Source organism: Nocardioides sp. BP30, assembly GCF_029873215.1.
Lineage (GTDB): Bacteria > Actinomycetota > Actinomycetes > Propionibacteriales > Nocardioidaceae > Nocardioides.
This window is the reverse complement of the sequence record NZ_CP123620.1, coordinates 3,627,771-3,653,338: the sequence shown is the minus strand read 5'-3', so window position 1 is coordinate 3,653,338 and position 25,568 is coordinate 3,627,771. Positions and strand designations below refer to the sequence as shown.

Sequence of the window (25,568 nt, the reverse complement as noted above, 5' to 3'; positions counted from 1 at the left end):
TCGCCGTCCGGGTCGCCGACCGCATCGCCGTCCGGGTCGCCGACCGCATCGCCGTCCGGGTCGCCGACCGCATCGCCGACCGCATCGCCGTCCGCTAATGGCGCGACCGAGGTGTCGGATGCTCAGCTGCGCTGGGGCCTCAACGACGAGTCCAACGGCACCGCGCCGGTCGGGACCAACTTCTTCTCCGCGGGGAGGCTCGCGAACAAGGGGGCCAACCATACGGTGGCCGCCTCCGAGTGGCGCCAGCGCGATGGCCACGTCGCCATCGAGAAGCTGTCCGCCTCCGGGTCGTACGTCGCTGCCAGCTGGGCGGGGCTCTTCCAGGACACCTCCGGCCGGCCCCTGACCACCGGCGCCGTCAGCGGACACCAGATCGTGTGGGACGGCGGCATCGGCAGCGTCGACCGAGAGGCCGGCAACGCCGTGATCCGGTGGTCGGGCTCGGCCACGGTCGTCTACTACTCGGGCCTGGAATTCTTCTCCCTCTCCGATCCGGTGCTCACCGTGACCGCCGGGACGGGGAAGCTCGACGCCACCCTGAGCGGGTACGGCTCGTCCCAGACCGACGCCGGCACCTGGGTGGCGCTCCCGGCGACCCCGGTGAGACTGGCTGACCTCGGGCCGGTCGACCTCGGTGGGGAAGGCGGGTTCTCGGTGGCCCCGGCGTACCGCGGTGTCGGTGTCACGCTGCCCGCGGGCTCGACCCCGCAGAACCGCACCGGCCCCGACTGGGGCGCTTTCCCGCAGTCCTACGTCGACTTCCAGGTCCGCTCCGGACTCAGCTCCTACTGGTACTCCAGCGGCAGCTCGGCCGATGCCCGCAAGGTCCCTCAGCCCCTGACTGTCAGCTACTCGGCCGACGCCCCGGTGCGGGCGCCCGTGCCCACGCCGACCGCGCGGCCCGTCGACGTCGTCTCCAACGCGGCGATCGCAGCGCCGTCACCGGCGGCGACCACCAGCGTCACGCTTACCGCGGTGAGTTCGGCCCGCCCGGTCGCCGTACCGGCCGCCCCCAGCCGGGCCGAACCGTCGACGACCGTCGCGTCGTTCCCCCCGGCAGCTCCGGCCCCGACCGTCCTCGCGCTCGCCTCGGCGCCGGCGTCACCCGCCCCCGCTCCGGTGTGGCCGTGGGTGCTCGGCGCACTCGCGCTCGCCGCGTCCGGTCTGGTCGCGGGTCGCTGCGTCCGACCCACGGCCACGCACCTCACCCCCACAGCGCTCTCGGGCGGCGCACCAGGGCGCATCGGCGCCACAGACAGGAAGGAACAACCATGATCCACCTCAGCAGGCGGAGGCCCGTTGGCCGATCCGTCGCCACCTTGGTCGCGGCAGCCGTCGCGGCGGCGGGCGCGGCCCTCATCGCGCCGACGCCGTCCGCCCAAGCCGCGGAGTCTCCGGGCGCCACCTTCACGTGGGGCGTGTCCGGCTACGTCACCGCCGCCACCGGCACGTTCTCCTTCAGCATGGCCGACTTCGTCGGCTCGGAGGGGGCCACCGTGGACACCGCCGCGAAGACGGCGACGTTCAGCGGCGGCACCGGTCGCACCGACCTGGCAACGCACCAGACCGAGGTCGACTACCGCGGCAGCCTGCAGTTCGGCTACACCGGTCGCTACCTGTTCCACTTCACCGACCCCAGCATCGTGATCGACGCCGCCGGGAACGGCGAGATTCGCGCCGACGTCGACTGGTCCATCGCCGGCGCTACTCCGGTGACCGGCTCGAAGGACGACGTCACACTCACGACGTTCACCTCCTCCGGCGACGCCTGGGACGGCTACGGCCTGGAGGCCACACCCGCGTGGACGAACGCCGTACCGGCCGGGACCAGCTACGCCACCAGCAGCGGCACGGCGACGCCCGTCGACAATGCCAGCTGGTCGCCGGAGCTGGTCGATGCGCTGCCGACATCGGTGAGCCCGTTCTTCTACAAGTCCTCCTCGACGGCCAGTCAGGACCTGAAGGCGCCGGCCGCCTTCACCGCCACCGTCCCCGGTCCGAGCGTCACCGTCGGAACCGGCACGGTCGCCGACGACGCCGTGACCCTGCCGGTGACCGGCGCCGGGTTCAGCCCGGCCGTGAACGCGGGCGATCAGGGCGTGTACGTGGGCCTGGCGCCCTCCGGCGGACTCCCAGACGTCTCCTCCCCGGACGCGATCGCAGGCTTCGCCGGCGCCAACTGGGTGATGCCGTCGAGCATCGTGGCCGGCACCTTCACCTCCAGCGTGACGGTGCCACGCTCCAAGCTCGACCCGGCGAAGAGCTACTCGCTCTACACCTGGCAGGCACACTCCCACTCCACCACGCTCCAGGACACCGAGACGCCTGTCGCCATCGACTGGTCGCGGCTCGCCGCCGTCCGGGCCGCGACGCCGACGATCAGCGGCACGGCGACGGTCGGTCACACGCTCGGTGCGACCGCCGGCACCTGGGGGCCCGACGGCGTGGCACTCGCCTACCAGTGGCTCGCCGACGATCACGCCATCAGCGGCGCGACCTCGACCGCTCTGGACCTGACGCCCGCTCTCGTCGGCAGGCGCATCACCGTCGCGGTGACCGGCACGCTGGCGGGTGCACCGGCCCCGGTCGTGAAGACGTCGGCGGCGGTCAAGGTCGCAGCCGCGACGCTGGCGGTCGCGAAGCCGAGCCTGAAGGGCAAGGCCAAGGTCGGCAAGAGGCTCACGGCCACCGTCGTCGCGCCGGCCGATGCGCGCGCGACGTACCAGTGGTTCAAGGGCGCGAAGGCGATCAAGGGCGCGACCACCCGGACGCTGAAGGTCACCAAGGCCTTCCGCGGCAAGCGACTCAGTGTCCGCACGACGATCAGCCGGCCGGGCTACACGACCGTCACCGTGGCGAGCGCGAAGACAGCGAAGGTCAGATGATCGCCGACTGAGCGCCGTGAGCGGCGCCGGGCTCCCGTCCGGCGTCGCTCGGCGCATCAGGTGGTCGAGGCACCGACGGCGCGCAGCACGAACTCCTCCACGGCGACCGGCGGCAGGTCCCGCGGCGTCAGGCAGGTGTGGATCAGGGAGGTGGTGGCCGGTAGGTCGTCGATGGCGAACGCTCCTCGGTCGGCCCCGGCGACCAGGATGCCCCGCAGGACGTCCTCCACAGCCAGGACGTGATCGCGGATCTCCGCACGCGAGGAGGCACCGAGGACGCCGTACAGCTGCGGTCCGAGGCCCATGTGGAACCGCTCGCCGGAGTCGAGATGGTTGCGGACGTAGAGCCGCAGCTGTGCGGTCGGGTCGTCCGTGGTGGCGAGCAGGTCTCGCAGGCCGTCGATGTACCGGTCGGTCTCGTGGGTCGCGTACGCGACGACCACCGCCTCCTTGTCGTGGAAGTGGTGGTAGATCGCCGTCCTGCCCAGACCGGCGCGCTCGGCCAGGTGGGCCATGGTGATCGCGTCGTAGCTCCGCTCCGCCATCAGCTCGGCGAAGGCACGGAAGACCCGCTCGTGCACCTGCTTGCGGTGCGCGGGCAGGTTCTCGGCTTCGATCCGCGGCACGGCGACGACTCTAGGACACCCGCGACCGGGAAGCGCCCCGGTGAGCCCCGGGCCGCCCCGACTCAGATCTCGGGGACGATGCGGGCGAGGAGGTCGCCCATCCGGCTGGCGGCCGCGCGACCGGCCTCGAGCACCTCGGCGTGGTTCAGCGGCTGGTCGCTGATGCCGGCGGCCAGGTTGGTGACCAGGCTGATGCCCAGGACCTCCATCCTCGCCTCCCGTGCGGCGATCGCCTCGAGCGTGGTGGACATGCCGACCAGGCTGCCGCCGATGATGCCGGCCATCCTGACCTCGGCCGGCGTCTCGTAGTGCGGGCCGGGGAACTGGACGTAGACGCCCTCCTCCAGGCTCGGGTCCAGCTCGCGGGCGCGGGCGCGCAGCCGCGAGCTGTAGAGGTCGGTGAGGTCGACGAAGTTGGCGCCGACGAGGGGGCTGGTGCCGGTCAGGTTGATGTGGTCGCTGATGAGCACCGGGGTGCCGGGCGACCAGGTCGGATCGAGACCGCCGCAGCCGTTGGTCAGCACGATCGCGCGACACCCGGCGGCGGCAGCGGTGCGGACCGGGTGCACGACCGAGGCCACGCCCTTGCCCTCGTAGTAGTGGGTACGGCTGAGGAAGACGAGCAGGTTCTTCTCGCCGGCCCGGACGCTGCGGATCTTGCCGCTGTGCCCGGCGACGGCGGCGGCGCTGAAGCCCGGCAGGTCGGTGGTGTCGATCTCGGCGACCGGGGTGCCGAGGGCGTCGACGGCGGGCAGCCAACCGCTGCCCAGGACCAGCGCGACGTCATGGCGCTCGACTCCGGTGATCCGGGCGAGCGCGGTGGCCGCCTCCTGAGCGAGCTCGTACGGGGTTGCCTCGGTCATGAAGGCGACCCTACGGCCTGAGACGACGACGCGCGGAAGCGGCGGTGGCCTCGTGGACGGGCGTCGGCGGATCGCGCTGTGGAGAACAGGTTCCGGCGCGCTCCCTGTGGACGGGCATCGCCGGCGTAGGTACCTGCTGTGGAGACCCGGTTGCTCCGGTCGGGCGGCGATCGGAGCGTGGAGCCATGACCGTATTCGACAAGGAGCCCTTCGCTCCGACCCTGCTGTCCCAGACCGACGTCGAGCAGATGTGGCGCGCGCTGATGCAGCCGCTCGGCTGGCGTGCCCGTGCCCTCTGGTTCGTGCTGGTCGCTGCCGACGACCGCCCGCTGCCACGGATCTGCGAGATCGCCGAGCTGCCCGATGAGATCGACCCCGACGGCCACGCGGCCGCGGCCGAGCTGTGGCGCGAGCTCCTCGACGACCTCCTCCCCGAAGGTCGCGTCGCGCTGCTGCTCGTGCGTCCGGGCGGCGGTGGCCCCAACGGCATCGACCGGGAGATCGCCGACGGGCTCTACACCGCATGCCGTGGCGCCGGCGTCCCGCTGGAGCCGATCCACCTGGCCACGGACGACGACATCTGGGCGCTCCCGGCCGACGAGGTTCTCGGGCGGGCGATGCGGCCGGGTGCGCTCAGCTGAGCCGGTCGACCGAGCCGAGTCGCCAGACGGCGACGCCGCGGACGCCCAGGCTCGTGGCCAGCTGCAGCCGGAGCCGGTAGGAGCGCCCGTCGGCCCACCAGAGGACCGTCCCGTCGGAGAGCCGCGCCGTCCATTCGCCGGCGGCGGTGTTCCACGTGGGCGTCGCGTGGTCGGCGGCGACCAGGGCTCGCGCTTCCGCGTCGGTCACCGTGCCACCACCGCCCTTCGGGGCCCAGGTGTAGCCGTAGCCGCCGAATCCCAGCTGTGCCTTGCGCGCCGGCACCTGGTCGAGCAGCGCCGTCATCGCCGCGCGTTGCCACGCCAACGGTCCGATCGGACCTGGGCCGCTCCAGCCGGGTCCGTGATCGTCGTAGGTCATCAGGTCGATCACGTTCGCGACTCGACCCAGCTGCCGCAGCCGATAGCCGTGATCGAGATAGGCGGCTCGCGAGGTCTGCGCACTCACGTCGATCGACACGGTGCGGGCGCGCGGCATCCGGGACTGGAGCGTTCGGACGAAGGCCACCAGGCCGCCCGCGTCACGCCGCCCGACCAGCTCGAGGTCGACGTTGACCCCGTCGTACCCGCCCTGGCGGACGGCGCGGGCGAGCTGCCCGGCGATGCGCCCGCGGTGTCGGGGCGAGGAGAGCAGCCGATGCAGCGCCGTACGGTCGAAGTCGCCGATCCGGTTGCTGTAGTTGCTCAGCACGAGCTCCACGTGCAGACCGGCCGCATGCCCGGTCCGGGTCAGCTGGAGGGCGTTGGCCCGGTCGGGGTTCGCCAGCGCCCGGCCGCTGTGCCTCAGCGTGATCCCGTCGACCGAGACCGTCGTCAGTCCGGAGGCGTTGCTCTGCACGACGGCAGGGGAGTCGCCGGAGAGCACCCAGCCGGTGACATCGAGTCCGGCGGGACGGGCCTGGGCGGAGGCAGGTACGCCGAAGGGCGCGGCCGCTGCCGCCAGGGCGAGCACGGCGACGACTGCGCGTCGCAGGGTGGGGGCCATGGGCCCACCCTGCCATGGCGGCGCCGTCCTCGTGCAGGACCGACCTGCGGAGCCGTTCCTACTGCTCGATGGAGCGGCACGGCCGCGTGCGCAGCCAGCGCACGTAGTCGGCCGGGGCGTCGGCGGCCTCGGCCGCGGCGGCGATGGTGCCCAGGTAGTGCGCCGAGGGCAGACCACCCTCGTAGGCGTCCAGCACGTAGGTCCAGGCCACCAGGTCACCGGTCATGGTGTTGACCCGCACCTTGGTGCGCCGGTAGAGCCCGGTGTCCGTCGACTGCCACTCGTCCAGCGTTCGCTCGTCCTCGCGGGTCACGTCGTAGACGGCGACGAAGACCTGTTCGAAGGGGTCCGGCACGATGGTGGCGAGCGCACCGTCCCAACCGTGCTCCTCGCCACCGAAGGTCAGGCGCCAATCGCCGAGCCAGCCGGTGGTGTGCATCGGGGAGTGCGGGCAGCGCTGCGCCATGAGGGCGGGGTCGAGGTTGGCCCCGTAGGCGGCGTACAGGCTCACGGGGCGAACGTTACCGGCGGGTGTCGAAGGCGACACCGGGTGGCAGGCCCCAGCCGTCTACGCTTGAGCCGTGACCCACTTCGATGTCCTCGTCCTCGGCGCTGGCCCCGGTGGCTACGTCGCCGCCATTCGCGCCGCCCAGCTCGGCAAGTCCGTCGCTGTCGTGGAAGACAAGTACTGGGGCGGTGTGTGCCTCAACGTCGGCTGCATCCCCTCCAAGGCCCTGCTGAAGAACGCCGAGCTCGCGCACGTGCTGACCCACGAGAAGGCGAAGTACGGCATCGAGGGCGACGCGACCATGTCGTTCGGCCCGACGCACGCGCGGTCGCGCCAGGTCGCCGGGGGGATGGCCAAGGGTGTCCACTTCCTGATGAAGAAGAACAAGATCACCGAGATCGACGGCTGGGGCACGCTCACCGGTCCCAAGGGGATCGACGTCAAGGGCAAGGACGGCGCCACCACGTCGTACAGCTTCGACAACCTCATCATCGCCGCCGGCGCCACCGTGCGCAGCGTCCCGGGCGTGGTGCCGAATGGTCAGAACATCGTGACCTACGAGGAGCAGATCCTCACCGATCAGCTGCCGAGCTCGATCATCATCGGCGGCTCCGGCGCGATCGGCGTCGAGTTCGCCTATGTGCTGAAGAACTTCGGCGTCGACGTCACCATCATCGAGTTCCTCGACCGGATGGTCCCGACCGAGGACGAGGAGATCTCCAAGGAGCTCCTGCGGCACTACAAGAAGCTGGGCGTCAACGTGCTGCTCTCGACCGCCGTCAAGGGCGTGGAGGACACCGGCTCGGGCGTCCGGGTGACCGTCGCCCCGGCCGCGGGCGGGGACGAGCAGGTGCTCGAGGCCGGCAAGTTCCTGGCCGCGTTCGGCTTCGCGCCGCGGGTCGAGGGCTACGGGCTGGACAACACCGGCGTCGAGCTGACCGAGCGCAAGGCGGTCGCCGTCGACGCGCGCGGGCGCACCAACGTCGAGGGCGTCTACGCCATCGGTGACTGCACCGGCAAGTTCATGCTCGCCCACGTCGCGGAGTCGATGGGCATCGTGGCCGCGGAGACCATCGCCGGCGCGGAGACCATGGAGATCAACTTCGACATGATCCCGCGGGCCACCTACTGCCAGCCGCAGATCGGCTCCTTCGGCTACTCCGAGCAGCAGGCCCGCGACAAGGGGTACGACGTCAAGGTCGCGAAGTTCCCCTTCTCCGCGAACGGCAAGGCCCAGGGCCTCGGGGACGCGGTCGGCTTCGTCAAGGTCGTCGCCGATGCCGAGCACAACGAGATCCTCGGCGCCCACATGATCGGCCCGGACGTCACCGAGCAGCTGCCGGTCCTCACGCTGGCGCAGCAGTGGGACCTGACCGCAGACGAGGTGGGTCGCAACGTGTTCGCCCACCCCACGCTCTCCGAGGCCGTCAAGGAAGCCATCCACGGCATCGCCGGCCACATGATCAACCTGTGACGCTCGCAGGTCGGTGACCTGCGCGAACAGTGCACGGAACAGCCCCCGACACCGCGACATTGCGGCATCGGGGGCTGTCCCCTTCTCGCTCGCCGGTGGGGGAACCGGGAGTCGGCCCGGCGAGCGATGGAGTTCGCGCGGTGCGTCAGCCGGTGACCACGGGGGAGGTGGCCGACTCCGTGCCCGCGCGCTCGTGAAGGGTTCGGGAGAGCAGCCAGTAGGCGCCGGCGGAGACGAGCAGCCCGACGACGAAGGAGAAGTCCGCACCGCCGAGGGCCTTGGTGATCGGGCCGACGTAGAAGCTGAGGGAGAAGAACGGGATCATCGCGACGAAGCCCGCGAAGTAGGCGGTCAGGCCGCGCATCGACCAGCGGCCGTACCTGCCGTTCGGATCGACGATGTCGGCGATGCTGTAGTGCTGGCGACGGACGACGTAGAAGTCGATCAGGTTGACCGCTGTCCACGGAACCAGCAGGTAGACCATGATCGCGAGGAACGTGTTGAAGCTGTCCAGGTAGTCCTCCGGCATGAAGAGCGCGATCGCAGCACCGATGATGCTGACCACGAGCAGGCCCGTGACGCGGGTCCGCACGGTCGGCTTGATCTGGCGGACCCCGTCGACGATGGTCGCGCCGGTGAGCATGGCGCCGTACGCATTGACCCCCGAGGTCCCGATGAGCGCGGGCAGCGTCCCGAGCGCGGCGATGACGCCGAAACCCGGGAACAGGTAGTTGCCGACCTGGTGGATGGCGCCGATCGCGTCCGGGTTCGGGACGTAGCTGCCCAGCAGGACGCCCAGGCAGCCCATCCACCCCGCTCCCACCATCGCACCGCCGAACGTCCAGCCGATGAGCCTGCCGGCGGGGGCGTCCTCGGGCAGGTAGCGGCTGTAGTCGGAGACGTAGATCGCGTAGCTGATCTGGTAGCCGCCTGCCGCGGCGAACTGGACCAGGAAGGCCTTGAACGACCATCCCGACACCTGGGGTGACACACCGGAGCCGGGGAAGTGCACGATCGTCACGATGGTCAGCAGACCGAAGATGACGAGCATCAGATAGCTGGACCACCGCTGGAAGGTGTGGAGGAGGTCGTGCCCGACGGTGGCCAGCACGAAGGCGACCACGGCGAAGACGACGTACCAGACCTTCTGGCCGGGCAGCGCCACGTGCATCGCCTCGCCGGCGAAGATGAGCTGGAAGACGTTGTAGCCGATGTAGATGAAGACGGCGACGGCGATGGGGAACATCGCGCCGCGGCTGCCGAACTGCGCCCGCGACTGGATCATCTGGGGCAGTCCGAGGCGGGGACCCTGGTTGGCGTGCAGCGCCATGAACAGGGTGCCGAACGCCATCCCGGCGGTCACCCCGAGCAACGACCAGCCGACGCCCAGGCCCAGGCCGGGTCCGATGAAGCCGACGAGCAGCGAGCTGAGCACCATGCCACCGGTCATCCAGAACGGTCCTTGGTGCCAGACCACGCCGTGGCGCTCCTCCGGCGGGATGTAGTCGATGGAGCGTTGCTCCACTCCTTGGATCTGCGCCCCGGAGCGCTGTGCGGGTGCCGTCATCGAAAGTGCCTTTCTCGTCGGGTCGTGCGGTAGGGGTGCGACAGCGTTGTCGTGCGGGGAAGACAGGGTGCTGGGAGCGGCTCCGGACCGGCTTGAGCTCCGGTCCGCTACCTGGTCGGGAGTGGGGCGCCGTCAAGGTAGACGGCGTCCACGGACGTGCGCAGCAGGTCGTCGGCATGGGCGCGGGGATCGCGGTCGAACACCACGAAGTCGGCGCGCTTGCCCGGCTCGAGCGAGCCGATCTCGTCGGCGAGACCGAGCGCTCGGGCACCTTCGAGGGTGAAGAGCCGGAGGGCCTCGCTGAAGGTGATGGCCTCGGACGGCTCGATGTGGCGCTGCCAGTAGCTGCGCCGGGCCAGCAGGCACCAGATCCCGAACAACGGGTTCGACTGCTGGTCCTCGGCCCCGAGCGCGACATCGGAGCTCCCGGCCGGGATGACGCCGCCGTCGAGGATCGACCGCAGCGGCAGGCGTCCTCGGGTGCCCGCGTCTCCGAGCAGCATCGGGACGAAGTCGCCGACGAAGTTGTGCAGGAAGGCGGGTTGCAGGACCGGTCGTACGCCGGCGCGACGCCAGGTGGCGATGTCGGCGGGATCGGCGAGCACGTTGCCCAGGTGCTCGATCCGGACGGCGGGATGGCCCATCGGGTCACCGGCGCCGAGGACGGCGGTGAGGACCTCCTCCTGCGCCGCCGTCCCGTTGGTGTGGACGGCGAGCTGGAGGTCCGCCGCCCGGGTGGCCTCCAGCGCGGTCCGCAGCGACGGATAGGTCAGGTTCAGGACGCCGTGGTAGCCCGGGTGCGGTGCGTGGTCGACGGCGTACGGCGTCTTGCTGGCCGCGTTGCGCGAGGAGTACCCGCCGTCCGCGAACATCTTCAGGCCGGCGACCGAGACCCTGTCCGAGATCGTGCGGTGTCCGCTGGCCCACTCCACCGCGTCGTGGAGCGGCAGCGCGGCCGGCACCATGAGGTACAGCACGGCGCGAGCAGGCATCCGCCCTGAGCCGATCAGCCCGGAGAGCAGGTCGGCGGTGTCGAGGCGCTCGACCATCTCACCGATGGTGGTGACGCCGTAGCGGGTGAACAGCTCGGCGTAGGTCTGTGCGACGTACTGCTCGGTCTCGGCGGTGTCGGGTTCGGGGATGGGGAGCATCGGGTCGATCTCGGCGACCAGACCGGTGGGCTCGCCGTGCTCGTCCACGTCGACGATCGGGGCACCCCAGCCGCCTGCGGCACCGGACAGGAACCGTTCGACTCCGGCGAGGCGCAGGGCCGGGGTGTTGAGCACCGAGGAGTGGCCGCCCATGTGCAGCACGATCGGCACCCTGTCGCTCACCTGGTCGAGCTCGGCGCGTGTCGGGACCCGTCGATCGGCGATCTTCTGGTCGAAGAACAGGTTGCCGTAGCCGATCAGCCAATCGCCCGCCGACACGTTCGCCAGCCCGTCGCGCAAGGCGTCGAGCACGTCGGCGATGCTCACGCAGTGCGGGAACCGGCAGTCGACGCCGCGGCCGCGGCCGGTGGCGAGGTGGCGCAGGTGGATGTGCGGATCGACGAAGCCCGGCACGATGAGGCGCTCGCCGAAGGAGTGCACCTCGATGCCTGCGTCGGCGGCCTGGTCGGCGATCCGGCTGTCGCCGACCTCGGCGACCCGTCCCTCGCGGACGAGCATCGCCCGCGCGTCCGCCGCGCCCGCCACCGTCGCGATGCGACCCGTGACGACGAAGGGCCTGGACGAGGCGCTCATCGGCTGCTCGCCGGTGCCAGGCCGGCGTCCAGGCTCGGGAAGTAGAGGGCAGCGGACTGGACCCGCCGCTGCGCGGCCTTCGAGGCACCCAGGCCCCAGACGAGTGCGGAGCGGACGTCGAGGAGTCCCTGCGGCCAACGCGTGCCGATGGTGCCGTAGTAGCGGGAGTAGCGCTGCACCCGGTCGATGACGGGTCGCTCGCTGCGTTCCCAGACCTCCAGCGCGGTGTCGATGTCGTGCGCGTCGAGCGCCTGGGCGAGGGCGACGCTGTTCATCATCGCCACGCAGGCCGCCTGGCCGAGGTTGGGTGACATGGCGTGGGCGGCGTCGCCGATCAGTGCCGCGCGTCCACGCGACCACTTCGACACCACCACGTCGGTGAAGGAGGCCCAGCGTCCTTCGGGATCGTCGGGGATGCGCTCGAGCTGGGAGCGGAACTCGGGGAAGGAGTCGATCCAGGTCTGCCGCTCGAAGGGCTGCTGCCGGACGCCCGCGGCGTCGTCGGCGGGGCAGCACAAGAAGATGTAGGTCTGGTCCGGCGAGCACGGCACGATCCCGATGCGACGTCCGGCGTTCCACTCCTCGATCACCCCGTCGACCGGGTCGTCCTCGGTCCGCTTGATCATGTGGCGTCCGCCGCCGTCGCCGAGGTTGGTGATCTGCTTGGTCAGACCCAGGGTCTCGCGGACCCGGGAGAAGACGCCGTCGGCGCCGATCACCAGATCCGCCTCGTACTCGGTGCCGTCGAGCAGCCGCAGCCGTCCCTCCGGCGTGGCGCCGTCCACGGGTGATCCGGTGACGACCTCGACGCCCGCCTTCTCCGCCGCGGTGGCCAGGGCCGCATGGAGCTCCCGGCGCGCCACCGTGCAGAGCCTGCCCTCCCGCAGCCACTCCCGCTGCAGCACGCGGTTGCGGTGATCCCGCAGCTCCGGGTTGCGTACGTGCTCGGCGTTGCGGGTGGCATCGTCGTAGGCGCCGATGTCCTCCAGCGCGCGCAGCGCGTTCTCCCAGAGGTAGATGCCGGCACCGATCTCCCGCAGCGCGCTGCCGCGCTCGTGCACGCGGACCGACCAGCCACGCTGGGCCAGGGCGGTGGCGGCAGTCAGGCCGGCGAGGCCTGCTCCGGCGATCTCGACATGTCCTCGGCTAGTCACAACCAACTCCCAGAATCTGTAGTACTACTTCAGTTGCGAGGGACATTAGGTCAGGAGTGGTGCGGCTCACAAGGCTTTCTGAAGTTACGTTTAAGTTTCTTCAGCGGTCGTGGCGCTAGAGTGAGGCCTCGAGAGAGGGGAGCCTGATGGCCACGCGCAACAGCGCTGAGGACGGATCGCTCGGCAGGCGCCTCCGGGAGATCCGGCGTCGCGCGAACATCACCCTGCGTCAGGTCGCCGATGCGGCCGACGTCTCGGAGAGCTTCGTGTCACAGGTCGAGCGAGGCGTCGCGCATCCGTCGATGGCGTCCCTGACTCGGATCGCCGGCGCGATCGGCGTCAACGTCGGCTCGCTCTTCGTCGGAGGCGACAGCCCGACGCGGGTGATCCGCGCCGGGCAGGGGCGACGTCTGGTGCACACGGAGGGCACGCACGAGGAGCTGATGCTCACGCCGCCCTCGGCGAAGACGCTCCAGGTGATCCATGCCGCGATCGGTCCGGGGGAAGGGTCCGGTGAGGAGCCGTACACCCATGCGGCCGACGAGGAGTGCGTGATCATCCTGGCCGGCGAGCTGGAGGTCTGGGTGGACGGGGAGAGCTACACGCTCGGTACCGGCGACTCGTTGATGCTCGACCCGAAGCTTCCGCACCGCTACCAGAACCTCGGCCAGGCGCCGGTCACCTCGATCTGGGTGATGAGCCCGCCGATCTTCTGACGACACGTTCGGGCGCGCCAGCGTCGTGGTGCGGGATGCCGCGACCACGTCCGGTGGGCGCCCGAACGGCCGGATGGTGCTTCCTCGGTCAGGGCCGGTGCGATCAGACGAGCTCGTACGCCGGATCGCGGTGCAGGATGGCGTCGATGCCGTCCTCCTCCTCCTCGGGCGAGATCCGGATGCCGATGGTCCGCTTGATCGCCCAGGCGATGACGAGCGCGACCACGAAGGAGTAGGCCAGCACGGAGCCGGCGGCCGCGGCCTGCTTGAGCAGCAGGCTGATGCTGCCGCCGTAGAACAGGCCGTCCACGCCGTTGGGCATGCCGGAGCTGGCGAAGAACCCGATCAGCAGGGTGCCGATGATGCCGCCGACGAGGTGGACGCCCACGACGTCGGTCGAATCGTCGTACCCGAACCGCTCCTTGAGCCCGATCGCGAACGGGCAGATCATCGCGGGGATCAGGCCGACGAAGAGGGCGCCGATGGGGGTGACGGCGCCGCACGCCGGCGTGATCGCGACCAGGCCGGTGATGGCGCCCGAGGCCGCACCGATGCCTGTCACGTGACCGTCCTTGAACTTCTCCACCGCCAGCCAGCCGAGGGTGGCGGAGCAGGTCGCGGTGAACGAGGTCACCATCACGATCGCCGCCGAGTTCCCCGCCGTCAGCGCGGAGCCACCGTTGAACGCGTACCAGCCTGCCCACAGGAGGCCGGCGCCGAGCAGGGTCAGCGGGACGTTGTGCGGCTTGCGCGAGCTCCACGTCGCCGACTTGCCGAGCACGATCGCCACGGCGAGCGCCGCGGCGCCCGCGTTGATGTGGACGGCGGTGCCGCCGGCGAAGTCGACCGCGTGGAGCTTGTTGGCGATCCAGCCGCCGGTCGCGTTCTTGGTCACGACGCCGTCGAAGGCGAAGACCCAGTGCGCGACCGGGAAGTAGACGAGCACCGCCCACAGGGTGGCGAAGGTCATCCATGCGGAGAACTTCATCCGGTCGGCGGCGGCGCCCGACACGATGGCGACGGTGAGCGCGGCGAACAGCGCCTGGAACAGCGCGAAGAGGCTCACCGGCAGGCCGTCGATCGTCGTCATCGGATCGAGCAGATGCTTCATCCCGGCGAACTCGGTGACACTGCCGACGAAGCCGCCGTGGGAGTCGCCGAAGGTCATCGAGAAGCCGAAGAGCACCCAGAGGACGCCCACGATCGCGACGGCGCCGTAGGTCATCATCATCATGTTGATCGAGCTCTTGACGCTCACCATGCCGCCGTAGAACAGCGCCAGGCCCGGAATCATGATCGTGAGCCCGATGATGCAGCACAGCATGAAGGCTGTGGTTCCTGTGTCCATGTCATCTCCTTGCGACGTGGGTCCAGGCTCCGGACCCGTTGATCACCAGTAGACGATGTTTCCTTTGCGTAGATGGTCCGATGCCGTAACGGCTCGATGAACGAGCCGCGGCGGATCGCCCCGCCGAATCCCTCGGCGAGACGCGGATTTATCTGCTCGGTGACACTTTGGAAACAATCGGTCCGTCTACTGGTCGTGAACAGTGATTCACTACAGTGGACACCAGGAGGCATGACCGATGACGCAGCGCAGTGAGCTCGCCGCTTTGGCGGAGCAGACCGGGACGAGGTTCATCCTCGCCCTGTTCGTCGATCTCCATGGCAAACCGTGCGCGAAGCTGGTGCCGGTGGAGGCGGTGGACGAGCTGGCCGCCGACGGAGTCGGCTTCGCCGGCTACGCCGTCGGCGCGATGGGGCAGGAGCCCAAGGACCCGGACCTGATGGTGATCCCCGATCCCGCCTCCTTCGCCCCGATTCCGTTCGTGAAGGAGGGGCTCGCGATCGTGCACTGCGATCCGTACGTCGAGGGCAGGCCGTGGCCCTACGCTCCGCGCAACATCCTCAAGGCGATGGTGCAGCGCTCGGCGGACGCAGGTTTCGAGCCGTGGGTGGGCGCAGAGGTCGAGTACTTCCTGCTCAAGCGGAACGCGTCGGGTGAGCTCGTGCCCGCCGACGACCAGGACGTCGCCGCCCAACCCTGTTACGACGCCCGCGGGGTGACGCGCATGTACGACCACCTCACGGCGATCAGCAGCGCGATGAACCAGCTCGGCTGGGGCAACTACGCCAACGACCACGAGGACGGCTCGGGACAGTTCGAGCAGAACTTCAAGTACGCCGAGGCCCTCACCACCTGTGACCGGGTCATCACCCTGCGCTACCTGCTCAACGTGATGGCGGCCGAACGCGGCATGATCGCGACGTTCATGCCCAAGCCGTTCGCCCACAAGACCGGCTCGGGCCTGCACCTGCACGTCTCGCTGACCAGCGGCGGAGCCCCGGTCTTCCCCGCCGACGAGGCGGAGGACGCCAAGGGGTTGGGCCTATCGGGCACGGCGTACTCCTTCCTGGCGGGCATCCTGGAGCATGCCTGCGCGCTGCAGGCGGTGATCGCACCGACCGTCAACAGCTACAAGCGGACCGGTGCCGTCGCCACCGCCTCCGGCGCGAGCTGGGCACCCCGTACGCCGACATGGGGTGGCAACGACCGCACCCACTACATCCGCGTCCCCGACGACCAGCGACTCGAGCTCCGCGGCGGTGACGGCTCGGCGAACCCCTACCTCGCCGTCGCCGCGGCACTCGCGGCCGGTCTCGACGGGGTCAAGCGCAGCCTCGATCCCGGTGCCGTCGGCAGCGGTCCGGGCGCGTCGCTGCCGCTCACACTGGTCCACGCGGTCGACGCGTTCGACGCCGATCCGGTGATCACCGGAGCGCTCGACGCCGCCCTGGGGTCCTGGGACGCCACGGACATCGGCAGCGTCGCCGCCTACTTCGGCCGGCTCAAGCGCGAGGAGTTCTTCACCTGGCACTCCGACGTCGGGTCCTGGGAGCACGACCGCTACCTCACCGCCTTCTGACCTGGCTCCCGAGCCTCTCAACGACCTTCGAAAGGACACCCCACATGTGTGGCATCGTCGGGTTGCACCTGCGCAACCCTGAGCTCTATCCGCGCCTCGGTGAGCTCCTCACCGGCATGCTCTGCGAGATGGAGGACCGGGGGTCGGACTCCGCCGGCATCGCTGTGTACGGCGATCCCGGCTGGTCGCCCGCCGGACAGAGCTCGATCTCGCTCATCGACCTTGACGTTCCTGCCGAGGAGGCGGCCCGTGCGCTGAGCGGCGCGCTCGGCACCGAGGTCACCGCCACAGCGGTCGACAACTCGGTGCTCGCGCACGGCCACGTCGACGCCCAGGCACTGCTCGCGGCCGCCAAGGCGCTCTACCCGCACGTGCTGGTCGGCGGCTTCGGCGAGGATCTCGCGGTCCTCAAGGGCGTCGGGAGCCCGCGCGTCCTCGCCGAGGCCTGGGGGCTGGAGCGCGCCCAGGGCTGGCAGGGTGTGGGGCACACCCGGATGGCGACGGAGTCGGCGGTGACTCCCGGCGGTGCTCATCCCTACGCCGTGGGTCCCGACCAGTGCCTGGTGCACAACGGCTCGTTCTCCAACCACGCCACCATCCGTCGCGACCTCAGGGCGGCGGGGGTGGAGTTCGACTCCGAGAACGACACCGAGGTGGGCGCCCGCTTCGTGGCCCACGAGCTCGCCGAGGGGGCCGATGTCGAGACGGCACTCACCGACCTGACCACGACGTTCGACGGGTTCTACACGCTGCTCGTCTCCAACCGGGACTCCTTCGCGGTCGTCCGCGATGCCATCGCCTGCAAGCCGGCCGTCATCGCCGAGACCGATGACTGGGTCGCGATGGCCAGCGAGTTCCGCGCTCTCGCGCACCTGCCCGGCATCGACCAGGCCCGGATCTGGGAGCCGGAGCCCGAGGTCATCTATGCCTGGACCCGCTCCGCCGACCGCGAGGAGGTCCTCGTATGACCGCCGCCTTCGACCTGGCCCTCACCCCGCTGCGCGAGGTCAACGCCGCCCTGCACGCCGACGGCCTCGAGGGCGAGATCCTGGTGCAGAACCCGCGCGGAGCACACAACGTCGCCGTCGGGCTGAACGCCCCGGTGAAGGTGACGATCCAGGGGCACTGCGGCTACTACGCCGCCGCCATGAGCCAGCAGGCCGAGGTCACCATCGAGGGCAATGCCGGGCAGGGCGTGGCGGAGAACATGATGAGCGGCGTCGTCCACGTGACCGGCAACGCGTCCCAGTCCGCCGGCGCCACCGGCCGCGGGGGCCTGCTCGTCATCGACGGTGACGCCGCCGCCCGTTGCGGGATCTCGCTGAAGGGGCTCGACATCGTGGTCGGAGGCTCCGTCGGCCACATGAGTGCGTTCATGGCGCAGCGCGGGCGGCTCGTCGTACGCGGTGATGCCGGCGACGCGCTCGGCGACTCCATCTACGAGGCGCGCCTCTACGTCCGCGGCTCGGTGAGCTCGCTCGGTGCCGACTGCGTCGAGAAGGAGATGGGTCCCGAGCACCTCGAGGAGCTGACCGGCCTGCTCAAGGCCGCCGGCTACGAGGACGATGACCCGGCCTCCTACAAGCGCTACGGCTCGGCCCGGACGCTGTACCACTTCCACGCCGACAACACGTACTGATCGGGGAGTCATGGTTTCGACAAGCTCAACCAACGAGGGCGGACGCTCGTCCGCCGAGGGCCGTGACTGGGGCCTGCGTGAGTCGGCCACGTTCGACCGGCCCACCATCGCCGCCATCCAGCGCGCCGCGCAGACCGGCATCTACGACATCCGCGGGTGGGGCGCCAAGCGCGCGCTGCCGCACTTCGACGACCTGCTGTTCCTGGGGGCGTCGATGTCGCGCTACCCGCTGGAGGGATACCGCGAGAGGTGCGGGACCGACGTCGTCCTCGGCGGACGCAACGCGCGCTTCCCGCTGCACCTCGACATTCCGGTGACGATCGCCGGCATGTCCTTCGGCGCCCTGGGCGCCCACGCGAAGGAGGCGCTCGGCCGGGGGGCCTCCGAGGTCGGTACGTCGACCACGACCGGCGACGGCGGCATGACGCCGGAGGAGCGCGGCCACTCCAAGCACCTCGTCTACCAGTACCTCCCGAACCGGTACGGCATGAACCCCGACGACCTGCGCCGGGCCGATGCGATCGAGATCGTCCTCGGACAGGGCGCGAAGCCGGGCGGGGGCGGCATGCTGCTCGGCCAGAAGGTCTCCGAGCGCGTCGCAGGCATGCGCGACCTGCCCCAGGGCATCGACCAGCGCAGCGCCTCGCGCCACCCGGACTGGACCGGACCGGACGACCTCACCATCAAGATCAACGAGCTGCGCGAGATCACCGACTGGGAGAAGCCGATCTACGTCAAGGTCGGTGCCTCGCGCACCTACTACGACGTCAAGCTGGCCGTGCATGCCGGCGCCGACGTCGTGGTGGTCGACGGCATGCAGGGCGGCACCGCCGCGACCCAGGAGGTGTTCATCGAGCACGTCGGCATCCCGACGCTCGCCGCCGTACCGCAGGCCGTGCAGGCGCTGCAGGAGCTCGGCGTGCACAAGCGTCCCGACGGCGTGCAGCTGATCGTCTCGGGCGGCATCCGCAACGGCGCCGACGTCGCCAAGGCGCTCGCCCTCGGCGCGGATGCGGTCGCGATCGGCACCGCCGCGCTCATCGCCCTGGGCGACAACGACCCGAAGCACAGCGCCGCGTACGAGCGGCTCGGGTCGGCGGCAGGCTTCTACGACCAGTTCCAGGCCGGCCTGGACCCGGCCGGCATCACCACCCAGGACCCCGAGCTGCAGAAGGCCCTCGACCCGGTCGAGGGCGGCCGCCGGATCGCGAACTTCCTGCGCGTGCTGACCATGGAGGCGCAGACCATCGCGCGAGCCTGCGGCAAGGCGCACGTCAACCATCTCGAGCCCGAGGACATGGTCGCCATCTCTATCGAGGCGGCCGCGATGGCACGCGTTCCGCTCGCCGGCACGACGTGGATCCCCGGCCTGAACGGTGGGCTGTGATGGCGAGCCGCAGGGCCGTCGTGATCGGCGGCGGACTCATCGGGCTGTCCATCGCGCGGGCGCTGGCCACCCGCGGCATCAGCGACGTCCTCGTGCTCGAGCGGCACCAGCTCGCCAGCGGCGGTACCGGCAAGTCGTCGGGCATCGTCCGGATGCACTACGGCGTACCGTCGATCGCGGCGATGTCGTGGCGAAGCCTGCCGGTCTTCGAGCAGCTCGGGGCGGAGGTCGGCTTCCGCCAGGTCGGCTACACGGTCATCGTGGGACGGGAGAACGTCGAGCCGCTCACGGCCAACACGGCGATGCACCAGAGCCTGGGGATCGAGGTCGACCTCATCGATCCCGAGCGGCTCCAGGAGCTGTGGCCGATGATGAACGTCGACGACGTCGCGCTGGCCTCCTACGAACCGCGCGGCGGGTTCGCGGACGCCACCCAGCTGGCGCTGCACTTCGGCCGGGTCGCTCGCGATCACGGCGCCCGGATCCGGCAGAACGCCCCGGTCGCGCGCATCCTGACCGAGGGCGACAAGGTCACCGGTGTCGAGCTGGCGGACGGCGAGACGGTCGAGGCCGACTTGGTCGTCGTCGCGAGTGGGTGGTGGTCCAAGCGGCTGCTCGCCGACCTCGACATCGACTTCCCCGTCGAGGCCTACCGCTCGGAGCTGCTGATCGTCGACGCGGGTGAGCCGCTTCCGGACCTTCCCGTGGTGTCCGACCTGATCAGCCTGCAGTACTGCCGGCTGGAGGGCGCGGGCCAGTTCCTGGTCGGAAACAGCGACCACGCCGACTTCCAGAAGAAGTTCGCCGACCCGGACGCCTACTCCAACATGGCTGCCGACGCCAGCATCGAGCGGTACGCCGAGAAGCTGCTCCATCGCTTCCCCGGCTTCCCGGATCCCTCGGTCACGCACACCTACGCCGGGGTCTACGACGTACCACCCGACTGGAACCCCGTCATCGCTCCGGTCGGTGGTCTCGACGGGCTGATCCTCGCCGCCGGATTCGCCGGCCACGGCTTCAAGATCAGCCCCGCCGTCGGAGACCTGGTGGCGGATCTCGTCCTGGAGGGCGACAGCACCGACCCCGACATCCCGGCGGCCGACTTCCGCCTCGAGCGGTTCGCCGAGGGCAAGCCGCTGAGCAGCCTGCACCCGTACGTCGGCGCGGGGGAGATGCGCTGAGCGTCGTGACGCTCGACCCGTCCGGGGTGGTCCCGGTGCCGTGGCCCAACGGCGCCGGGACCACGCGGGAGCTCGCGATGGATCGCGGTCCCGACGGCGAGGTGCGGTGGCGGGTGAGTGTGGCCGACCTGACCCACTCCGCGCCGTTCTCGCTCTTCCCGGGCCTGGACCGGCTGTTCGTCCCGATGGGAGCGGTGCGGCTCGTCGTGGACGGGACGGCCGTCGATCTGCTGCCCGGCGAGCAGCACCGCTTCGCCGGTGAGGCTGCCGTCGAGGTGGTGCTCGCCATGCCGACACGGGCGCTCAACGTGATGACGCACCGCGACCTCGGCAGGAGTCCGCGCGTCGTGCTCCGGCCGGCCCGATCGGCTGCTCCCGACACTCCGGACCTCCATGTCCTGCTCGGGCCGATCGTCGCCGACATCCACCTGGAAGGACTTCGATGAACGACACTTCGACGAACGACACGGTTGCCGGCCTGCTGGCCGAGATCGCCGACCTCGGGCGGGATGCGGTCCGCGGCGGATACACGCGCCCGGTCTACTCGGCGGCCGAGCTCGACCTGCGCGCGTGGTTCCTCGCTCATGCGGGCAAGCGCGGCCTGGACGTCGAGACGGACCCCAACGGCATCATCTGGGCGTGGGCCGGCACCCCCGGCGCGGACGCCGTCGTCACCGGGAGTCACCTCGATTCCGTGCCGGGCGGCGGCGCGTACGACGGGCCGCTCGGCGTCGCCTCCGCCCTCGTCGCCTTCGACCGTCTGGCCGCGAGCGACGTCACCGGCAGGCCGCGCGCGATCGCCGTCTTCCCCGAGGAGGAGGGCTCGCGCTTCGGTGTGGCGTGCCTCGGCTCGCGCCTGCTCACCGGCGCGATCCGGCCCGAGCGCGCCTTGGCCCTCACCGACGCCGACGGGCGGACCTTCGCCGAGACCATGGCGGCAGGTGGCCTCGATCCGGCCCGCGTGGGCCGCGACGCCGACAGGCTCGGCCGCCTCGGCGCCTTCGTCGAGCTCCACGTCGAACAGGGGCGTGGGCTGGTCGATCTCGACCGACCGGTGGCGGTCGCCTCCTCGATCCTCGGACACGGACGCTGGCGGCTCTCCTTCACCGGAGAGGGCAACCACGCGGGCACCACGCTGATGCCCGAGCGCCGTGATCCGATGGTGGCTGCGGCTCAGGCCGTGGTGGCGGTGCAGCGGCTCGCGCGCGCGACACCCGGTGCTCGGGCGACGGTCGGACGCCTGCAGCCGATCCCCGGTGGCACCAACGTGATCGCGTCGCAGGTCGACGTGTGGGTCGACGTACGACATCCGGAGGACGTGGTGACGCGTGCGCTGGTGGAGCAGATCGGGCAGGCCGCTGCCGTCGTCGCGCAGGAGGAGGGCTGCGACGTCACCCTGACGGAGGAGTCCTTCAGTTCCACCGTCGACTTCGACTCCCGCTTGCGCGACGACCTCGCCGCCGCGCTGGGTCATGCACCGTTGCTCGGCACGGGGGCGGGTCATGACGCGGGCGTGCTCACCGGGCACGTCGAGACCGCCATGCTGTTCGTCCGCAACCCGACGGGGGTCTCCCATGCCCCCGGGGAGCATGTCGAGGACGACGATGCCGAGGCCGGGGCCGCCGCGCTCGCGGCAGCGTTGGAGGTGCTGATCGCTCGCTGAGCGACCACTGCGGGGAAACGCCGTCCCGTAAGGTTCACCCCATGGCGGATGAGCTGCTGCGCAATACCGGGACGGCGCGTCGCCGCGGCGCCGAGGAGCCGATCGAGGAGCTGGAGCTCGAGGCGGCCATCGCCCGCAACGTGCGCGAGCTGCGCCTCCAGCGTGGTCTCTCGGTGGCCGACATGGCCGGCGAGATCGGCATCTCCAAGGCGATGCTCTCCAAGGTGGAGAACGCCCAGACCTCGTGCAGCCTGGGCACCCTCGCGCTGCTCGCCAAGGGGCTCGACGTGCCCGTCACGTCGCTGTTTCGAGGCGCCGACACCGAGCGGCCGGCGTCCTACGTCAGGGCCGGGCGCGGTACGCCGATCGTGCGCAACGGCACCCAGGCCGGGCACGAGTACCAGCTCCTGGGGGCACTCCGCGGCGAGCACAAGCGGCTCGAGTGCCTGCTGGTCACCCTGACCGGCACCAGCGAGACCTATCCGCTCTTCCAGCATCCGGGCACCGAGTTCATCTACATGCTCGAGGGCACCATCGACTACGGCCACGGCCGCAAGGTCTACCGCCTCACGGCAGGGGACTCGTTGACGCTCGACGGCGAGGGTGCGCACGGCCCGGTGGAGCTCATCGACGTCCCGATCCGGTTCCTGTCCGTCATCGCCTTCCCCGATGGCGCGGTCTGAGCCCTCGCCGGCCGTCTCGACGGCAACGACCTGACCTCTCGGCCGTTTTCTAGCCCGCCCGCGCCTGATGAGAGGATGACGCCATGCCAAAGGTCGTGATCATCGGTGGGGGACCCGGCGGGTACGAGGCGGCGCTGGTGGCCCAGCAGCTCGGAGCCGAGGTTACCGTCGTCGACCGGGACGGCATCGGCGGCAGCGCCGTCCTCACCGACTGCGTGCCGAGCAAGACCCTGATCGCCACCGCCGAGGTGATGACCGACATGGCCCAGGCCGCCGAGCTGGGCATCAGCTTCGAGGACCACGACGGTGACGCCGCGACGCAGCTGGGCGTCGACCTGGCCAAGGTGAACGCACGGGTGAAGTCGCTGGCCGCCGCGCAGTCCGCCGACATCGAGGGCCGCCTGTCCCGGCGCGACATCCGCATCGTCAAGGGCACCGGACGGCTCGGCCCGGGCGCCGGCGCCGCCGGCGGCGAGGTGATCGCCACCGCACCCGACGGTTCCGAGGAGGTCCTGCACGCGGACAGCGTTCTGATCGCGACCGGAGCCCGGCCACGCGTGCTCGCCTCGGCGCAGCCCGACGGTGAGCGGATCCTCACCTGGGAGCAGGTCTACGACCTGGACGAGCGGCCCGAGCACATGATCGTGGTCGGCTCGGGGGTCACCGGCGCGGAGTTCGCCAGCGCCTATCTCGCCCTCGGCTCGCAGGTCACCCTGGTGAGCAGCCGCGACCGGGTGCTGCCCGGGGAGGACGCCGACGCCGCCGAGGTTCTCCAGGACGTGCTCGAGCGACGCGGGATGAACATCCTCGGCAACTCGCGGATGGCCTCGGTCGCCCGTGAGGGTGACGCTGTCACCGTCACCCTGATGGACGGCCGCACGGTCACCGGCAGCCACTGCATCCTCGCCCTGGGCTCGATCCCGAACACCGAGGACCTCGGCCTCGAGGCGGCCGGCGTCCAGGTCGACGACGGCGGCTTCATCAGGATCGACAAGGTCAGCCGCACCACCGCCCCCGGCGTGTACGCCGCCGGCGACTGCACGGGCGGCTTCATGCTCGCCAGCGTGGCGGCGATGGCGGGCCGGGTCGCGATGCGGCACTTCCTCGGTGACGCGGTCCAGCCGGTCGACCTCAAGGAGATCAGCTCCAACGTCTTCACCAGCCCCGAGATCGCCACCGTCGGCTGGTCGGAGGCCGCGGTGACCAGCGGCGCGATCGAGGCCGACGTGGTCAAGCTCGACCTCAACGGCAACCCGCGCGCCAAGATGCAGGGCATCACCGACGGTTTCGTCAAGCTCATCGCGCGACGCGGCAGCGGTGTCGTTGTCGGCGGGGTCGTCGTGGGCCCGCGGGCCAGCGAGCTGATCCATCCGATCAGCCTGGCGGTCAAGGCGAACCTGACAGTCGACCAGCTCGCCAACGCGTTCACGGTCTACCCGTCGTTGAGCGGCTCCACGGCCGAAGCCGCCCGGCGCCTGCACCGCGTCGACTGAGCCGGCCGCCTCCGGCCACTCGACCTCCCGGATGTGACGTCTCGACCCGCGAGAAGTGACGTCTCGGCGCTCGGGTCTTCACTCGTCCGGATCGTGCGGCTGCCGATGGGTTACCGTCGCCGTACCCCCGAACGACGGAGGAGACATCCATGTCCGTACGTCGCCCGCTCGCCCCGATCGCCGGTCTGGTCCTCGGCCTCCTCGCCGCGGTGCTGCCGCTCGCCGCACCCGCCGCCCAGGCCAAGCCCGGCGCGGTGGTCACGGGGCCGCTGACAGTGCGCGGCAACGGCTACGGTCACGGCCACGGGATGTCGCAGTGGGGGGCCGAGGGCGCCGCCCGCCAGGGCCTGGACTACCGCAGGATCGTCGGCTTCTACTACCCGGGCACGGCATGGGGGAGCGCCACCGGGAATGTCCGCGTGCTGATCACGGCGGACACCACCCGCTCGGTGGTCGTGCTGGCGCGGGACGGGCTCACCGCCCGCTGGGTCGGCCACGCCCGCACCTGGAGGCTCACGAAGCGCCAGCCGCACGCCACCCGGTGGCGGATCGTGCCGCTCGCGGGCGGGCGCAGCAAGGTGCAGTACAAGCTCAAGGCGTGGCACAAGCTCGCCACCGTCAGCGGTGATCTGCAGTTCGCCGCCGCGGGCGCACCGGTCACGCTGGTGCTGCCGGGTCACCGCACGGTCGCCTACCGCGGCACCCTGCGCGCTGCCAGCCCGCACCCCGGCGGCCTGGACCGCGACACGGTCAACATCCTGCCGCTGGATCGCTACCTGCAGGGCGTGGTGCCGCGCGAGATGCCGGCGCTGTGGCACACCGCCGCCGTCGAGGCGCAGGCGGTGGCCGCCCGCACCTACGCCGCCTTCGAGCGCGCCGGCCAGCACGGCTACTACCAGATCTGCGACACCTCCGCCTGCCAGGTCTACGGCGGCTACAGCGGCGAGCAGGCCGCCTCCAACGCGGCCGTCACCGCCACCGCCGGCCAGATCCTGACCTACGCCGGCCAGCCAGCCTTCACCCAGTTCTCCGCCAGCAACGGCGGCGCCAGCCTGGCCGGCGGCCAGCCGTACCTGGTCTCGCAGACGGATCGGTACGACGCAGCGGTCTCGCCGTACAGGGGTTGGAGCACCAGCGTGACGCCGGCCGCCATCGAGCAGCGTTGGCCGGCGATCGGCCAGCTCACGGGCGTGAAGGTGACCCCGTCGAGCGCCAACGCACCCGGCGCCGGCTACGTCGCCACGGTGACGCTCAGCGGGACCGGTGGCAGCGTCACCGTCAGCGGGGATGCGTTCCGCAGCTTCGCCGGGCTGCGCTCGACGTGGTTCAGCATCACCCTGCCGAGCGGGACCACGTCGCCCAGCCCCAGCGCCCACCGCCGTGGAGTGTCACGCTGACACGGTCACCGTG

Annotated in this window: 23 protein-coding genes; 15 read left to right on the top strand and 8 right to left on the bottom strand. The window is 70.8% G+C overall.

The features are described from left to right. Positions 1 to 111 precede the first annotated feature (111 nt). Together P5P86_RS17255 and P5P86_RS17250 are read left to right on the top strand one after the other, a co-directional pair. Positions 112 to 1,278 (top strand): hypothetical protein, encoded by a 1,167-nt coding sequence (locus P5P86_RS17255; protein ID WP_280608680.1) that lies wholly within the window; start codon positions 112 to 114, stop codon positions 1,276 to 1,278. A gap of 44 nt (positions 1,279 to 1,322) precedes the next feature. Beyond that, positions 1,323 to 2,888, top strand: a complete 1,566-nt coding sequence (locus tag P5P86_RS17250) for an HtaA domain-containing protein (RefSeq protein ID WP_280608679.1) — start codon at positions 1,323 to 1,325, stop codon at positions 2,886 to 2,888. A 56-nt stretch (positions 2,889 to 2,944) separates the two neighbouring features. Here P5P86_RS17250 and P5P86_RS17245 read toward each other — a convergent pair whose 3' ends face one another. Both P5P86_RS17245 and P5P86_RS17240 read right to left on the bottom strand, forming a co-directional pair. Then, on the bottom strand, positions 2,945 to 3,514 hold the full coding sequence (locus P5P86_RS17245; protein ID WP_280608678.1) for a TetR/AcrR family transcriptional regulator: 570 nt from the start codon (positions 3,512 to 3,514) through the stop codon (positions 2,945 to 2,947). Between the two features lie 62 nt (positions 3,515 to 3,576). After that, a complete protein-coding gene (locus P5P86_RS17240) occupies positions 3,577 to 4,377 on the bottom strand; it encodes a purine-nucleoside phosphorylase (protein WP_280608677.1) in 801 nt (266 codons plus the stop codon). A gap of 185 nt (positions 4,378 to 4,562) precedes the next feature. Here P5P86_RS17240 and P5P86_RS17235 point away from each other — a divergent pair, with 185 nt between their 5' ends. Continuing rightward, positions 4,563 to 5,018 carry a hypothetical protein gene (locus P5P86_RS17235; RefSeq protein WP_280608676.1) on the top strand — a complete coding sequence of 152 codons (456 nt, stop codon included), beginning with the start codon at positions 4,563 to 4,565 and terminating at the stop codon, positions 5,016 to 5,018. Here the strand turns inward: P5P86_RS17235 and P5P86_RS17230 are convergent. Then, the gene (locus tag P5P86_RS17230; protein WP_280608675.1) at positions 5,011 to 6,021 is read right to left on the bottom strand and encodes a glycosyl hydrolase family 18 protein; all 1,011 of its coding nucleotides are present in this window, start codon (positions 6,019 to 6,021) and stop codon (positions 5,011 to 5,013) included. The two genes, P5P86_RS17235 and P5P86_RS17230, sit on opposite strands and share 8 nt — an antisense overlap. Before the next feature lie 58 nt (positions 6,022 to 6,079). Continuing rightward, positions 6,080 to 6,532, bottom strand: coding sequence for a gamma-glutamylcyclotransferase (locus tag P5P86_RS17225; protein WP_280608674.1), 453 nt, complete (start codon positions 6,530 to 6,532; stop codon positions 6,080 to 6,082). 70 nt (positions 6,533 to 6,602) lie between these two features. On the opposite strand from P5P86_RS17225, the gene lpdA reads away from it, so the two are divergent. Continuing rightward, positions 6,603 to 8,003, top strand: coding sequence for a dihydrolipoyl dehydrogenase (gene lpdA / locus P5P86_RS17220; protein ID WP_280608673.1), 1,401 nt, complete (start codon positions 6,603 to 6,605; stop codon positions 8,001 to 8,003). Between the two features lie 145 nt (positions 8,004 to 8,148). On the opposite strand, the gene P5P86_RS17215 is transcribed toward lpdA, so the two are convergent. The 3 genes from P5P86_RS17215 to P5P86_RS17205 all read right to left on the bottom strand — a co-directional run bounded on the left by P5P86_RS17215 (position 8,149) and on the right by P5P86_RS17205 (position 12,469). Continuing rightward, positions 8,149 to 9,570 (bottom strand): purine-cytosine permease family protein, encoded by a 1,422-nt coding sequence (locus P5P86_RS17215; protein WP_280608672.1) that lies wholly within the window; start codon positions 9,568 to 9,570, stop codon positions 8,149 to 8,151. Between the two features lie 107 nt (positions 9,571 to 9,677). Further along, positions 9,678 to 11,315 carry an amidohydrolase gene (locus P5P86_RS17210; RefSeq protein WP_280608671.1) on the bottom strand — a complete coding sequence of 546 codons (1,638 nt, stop codon included), beginning with the start codon at positions 11,313 to 11,315 and terminating at the stop codon, positions 9,678 to 9,680. Further along, positions 11,312 to 12,469 carry an FAD-dependent oxidoreductase gene (locus tag P5P86_RS17205; RefSeq protein WP_280608670.1) on the bottom strand — a complete coding sequence of 386 codons (1,158 nt, stop codon included), beginning with the start codon at positions 12,467 to 12,469 and terminating at the stop codon, positions 11,312 to 11,314. Before P5P86_RS17205 ends, P5P86_RS17210 begins: the two co-directional genes overlap by 4 nt. A 146-nt stretch (positions 12,470 to 12,615) precedes the next feature. Here P5P86_RS17205 and P5P86_RS17200 point away from each other — a divergent pair, with 146 nt between their 5' ends. Then, entirely contained in the window at positions 12,616 to 13,185 is a 570-nt protein-coding gene (locus P5P86_RS17200) for a helix-turn-helix domain-containing protein (protein ID WP_280608669.1), read from the top strand. 103 nt (positions 13,186 to 13,288) lie between these two features. Here the strand turns inward: P5P86_RS17200 and P5P86_RS17195 are convergent, their stop codons facing one another. Next, positions 13,289 to 14,533, bottom strand: a complete 1,245-nt coding sequence (locus P5P86_RS17195) for an ammonium transporter (RefSeq protein ID WP_280608668.1) — start codon at positions 14,531 to 14,533, stop codon at positions 13,289 to 13,291. A 238-nt stretch (positions 14,534 to 14,771) separates the two neighbouring features. On the opposite strand from P5P86_RS17195, the gene glnT reads away from it, so the two are divergent. From glnT to P5P86_RS17145, 10 genes are all read left to right on the top strand, one after another. Beyond that, positions 14,772 to 16,112, top strand: a complete 1,341-nt coding sequence (gene glnT, locus P5P86_RS17190; RefSeq protein ID WP_280608667.1) for a type III glutamate--ammonia ligase — start codon at positions 14,772 to 14,774, stop codon at positions 16,110 to 16,112. Positions 16,113 to 16,156: 44 nt separating this feature from the next. Continuing rightward, positions 16,157 to 17,080, top strand: coding sequence for a class II glutamine amidotransferase domain-containing protein (locus P5P86_RS17185; RefSeq protein ID WP_280608666.1), 924 nt, complete (start codon positions 16,157 to 16,159; stop codon positions 17,078 to 17,080). Further along, entirely contained in the window at positions 17,077 to 17,751 is a 675-nt protein-coding gene (locus P5P86_RS17180) for a GltB/FmdC/FwdC-like GXGXG domain-containing protein (protein ID WP_280608665.1), read from the top strand. Before P5P86_RS17185 ends, P5P86_RS17180 begins: the two co-directional genes overlap by 4 nt. A 10-nt stretch (positions 17,752 to 17,761) precedes the next feature. Further along, complete coding sequence (locus tag P5P86_RS17175) at positions 17,762 to 19,138, top strand: FMN-binding glutamate synthase family protein (RefSeq protein WP_280608664.1); 1,377 nt, start codon at positions 17,762 to 17,764, stop codon at positions 19,136 to 19,138. Further along, positions 19,138 to 20,319 carry an NAD(P)/FAD-dependent oxidoreductase gene (locus P5P86_RS17170; protein ID WP_280608663.1) on the top strand — a complete coding sequence of 394 codons (1,182 nt, stop codon included), beginning with the start codon at positions 19,138 to 19,140 and terminating at the stop codon, positions 20,317 to 20,319. The genes P5P86_RS17175 and P5P86_RS17170 overlap by 1 nt, the downstream gene beginning before the upstream one ends. Positions 20,320 to 20,324: 5 nt before the next feature. Next, a complete protein-coding gene (locus P5P86_RS17165) occupies positions 20,325 to 20,765 on the top strand; it encodes a HutD family protein (protein ID WP_280608662.1) in 441 nt (146 codons plus the stop codon). Further along, on the top strand, positions 20,762 to 21,982 hold the full coding sequence (locus tag P5P86_RS17160) for an allantoate amidohydrolase (RefSeq protein ID WP_280608661.1): 1,221 nt from the start codon (positions 20,762 to 20,764) through the stop codon (positions 21,980 to 21,982). The genes P5P86_RS17165 and P5P86_RS17160 overlap by 4 nt, the downstream gene beginning before the upstream one ends. Positions 21,983 to 22,023: 41 nt before the next feature. Continuing rightward, a complete protein-coding gene (locus tag P5P86_RS17155; RefSeq protein ID WP_280608660.1) occupies positions 22,024 to 22,665 on the top strand; it encodes a helix-turn-helix domain-containing protein in 642 nt (213 codons plus the stop codon). An 83-nt stretch (positions 22,666 to 22,748) separates the two neighbouring features. After that, positions 22,749 to 24,158, top strand: a complete 1,410-nt coding sequence (locus P5P86_RS17150; RefSeq protein ID WP_280608659.1) for an NAD(P)H-quinone dehydrogenase — start codon at positions 22,749 to 22,751, stop codon at positions 24,156 to 24,158. A 149-nt stretch (positions 24,159 to 24,307) separates the two neighbouring features. Further along, on the top strand, positions 24,308 to 25,555 hold the full coding sequence (locus P5P86_RS17145; protein WP_280608658.1) for a SpoIID/LytB domain-containing protein: 1,248 nt from the start codon (positions 24,308 to 24,310) through the stop codon (positions 25,553 to 25,555). Positions 25,556 to 25,568: the final 13 nt, after the last annotated feature.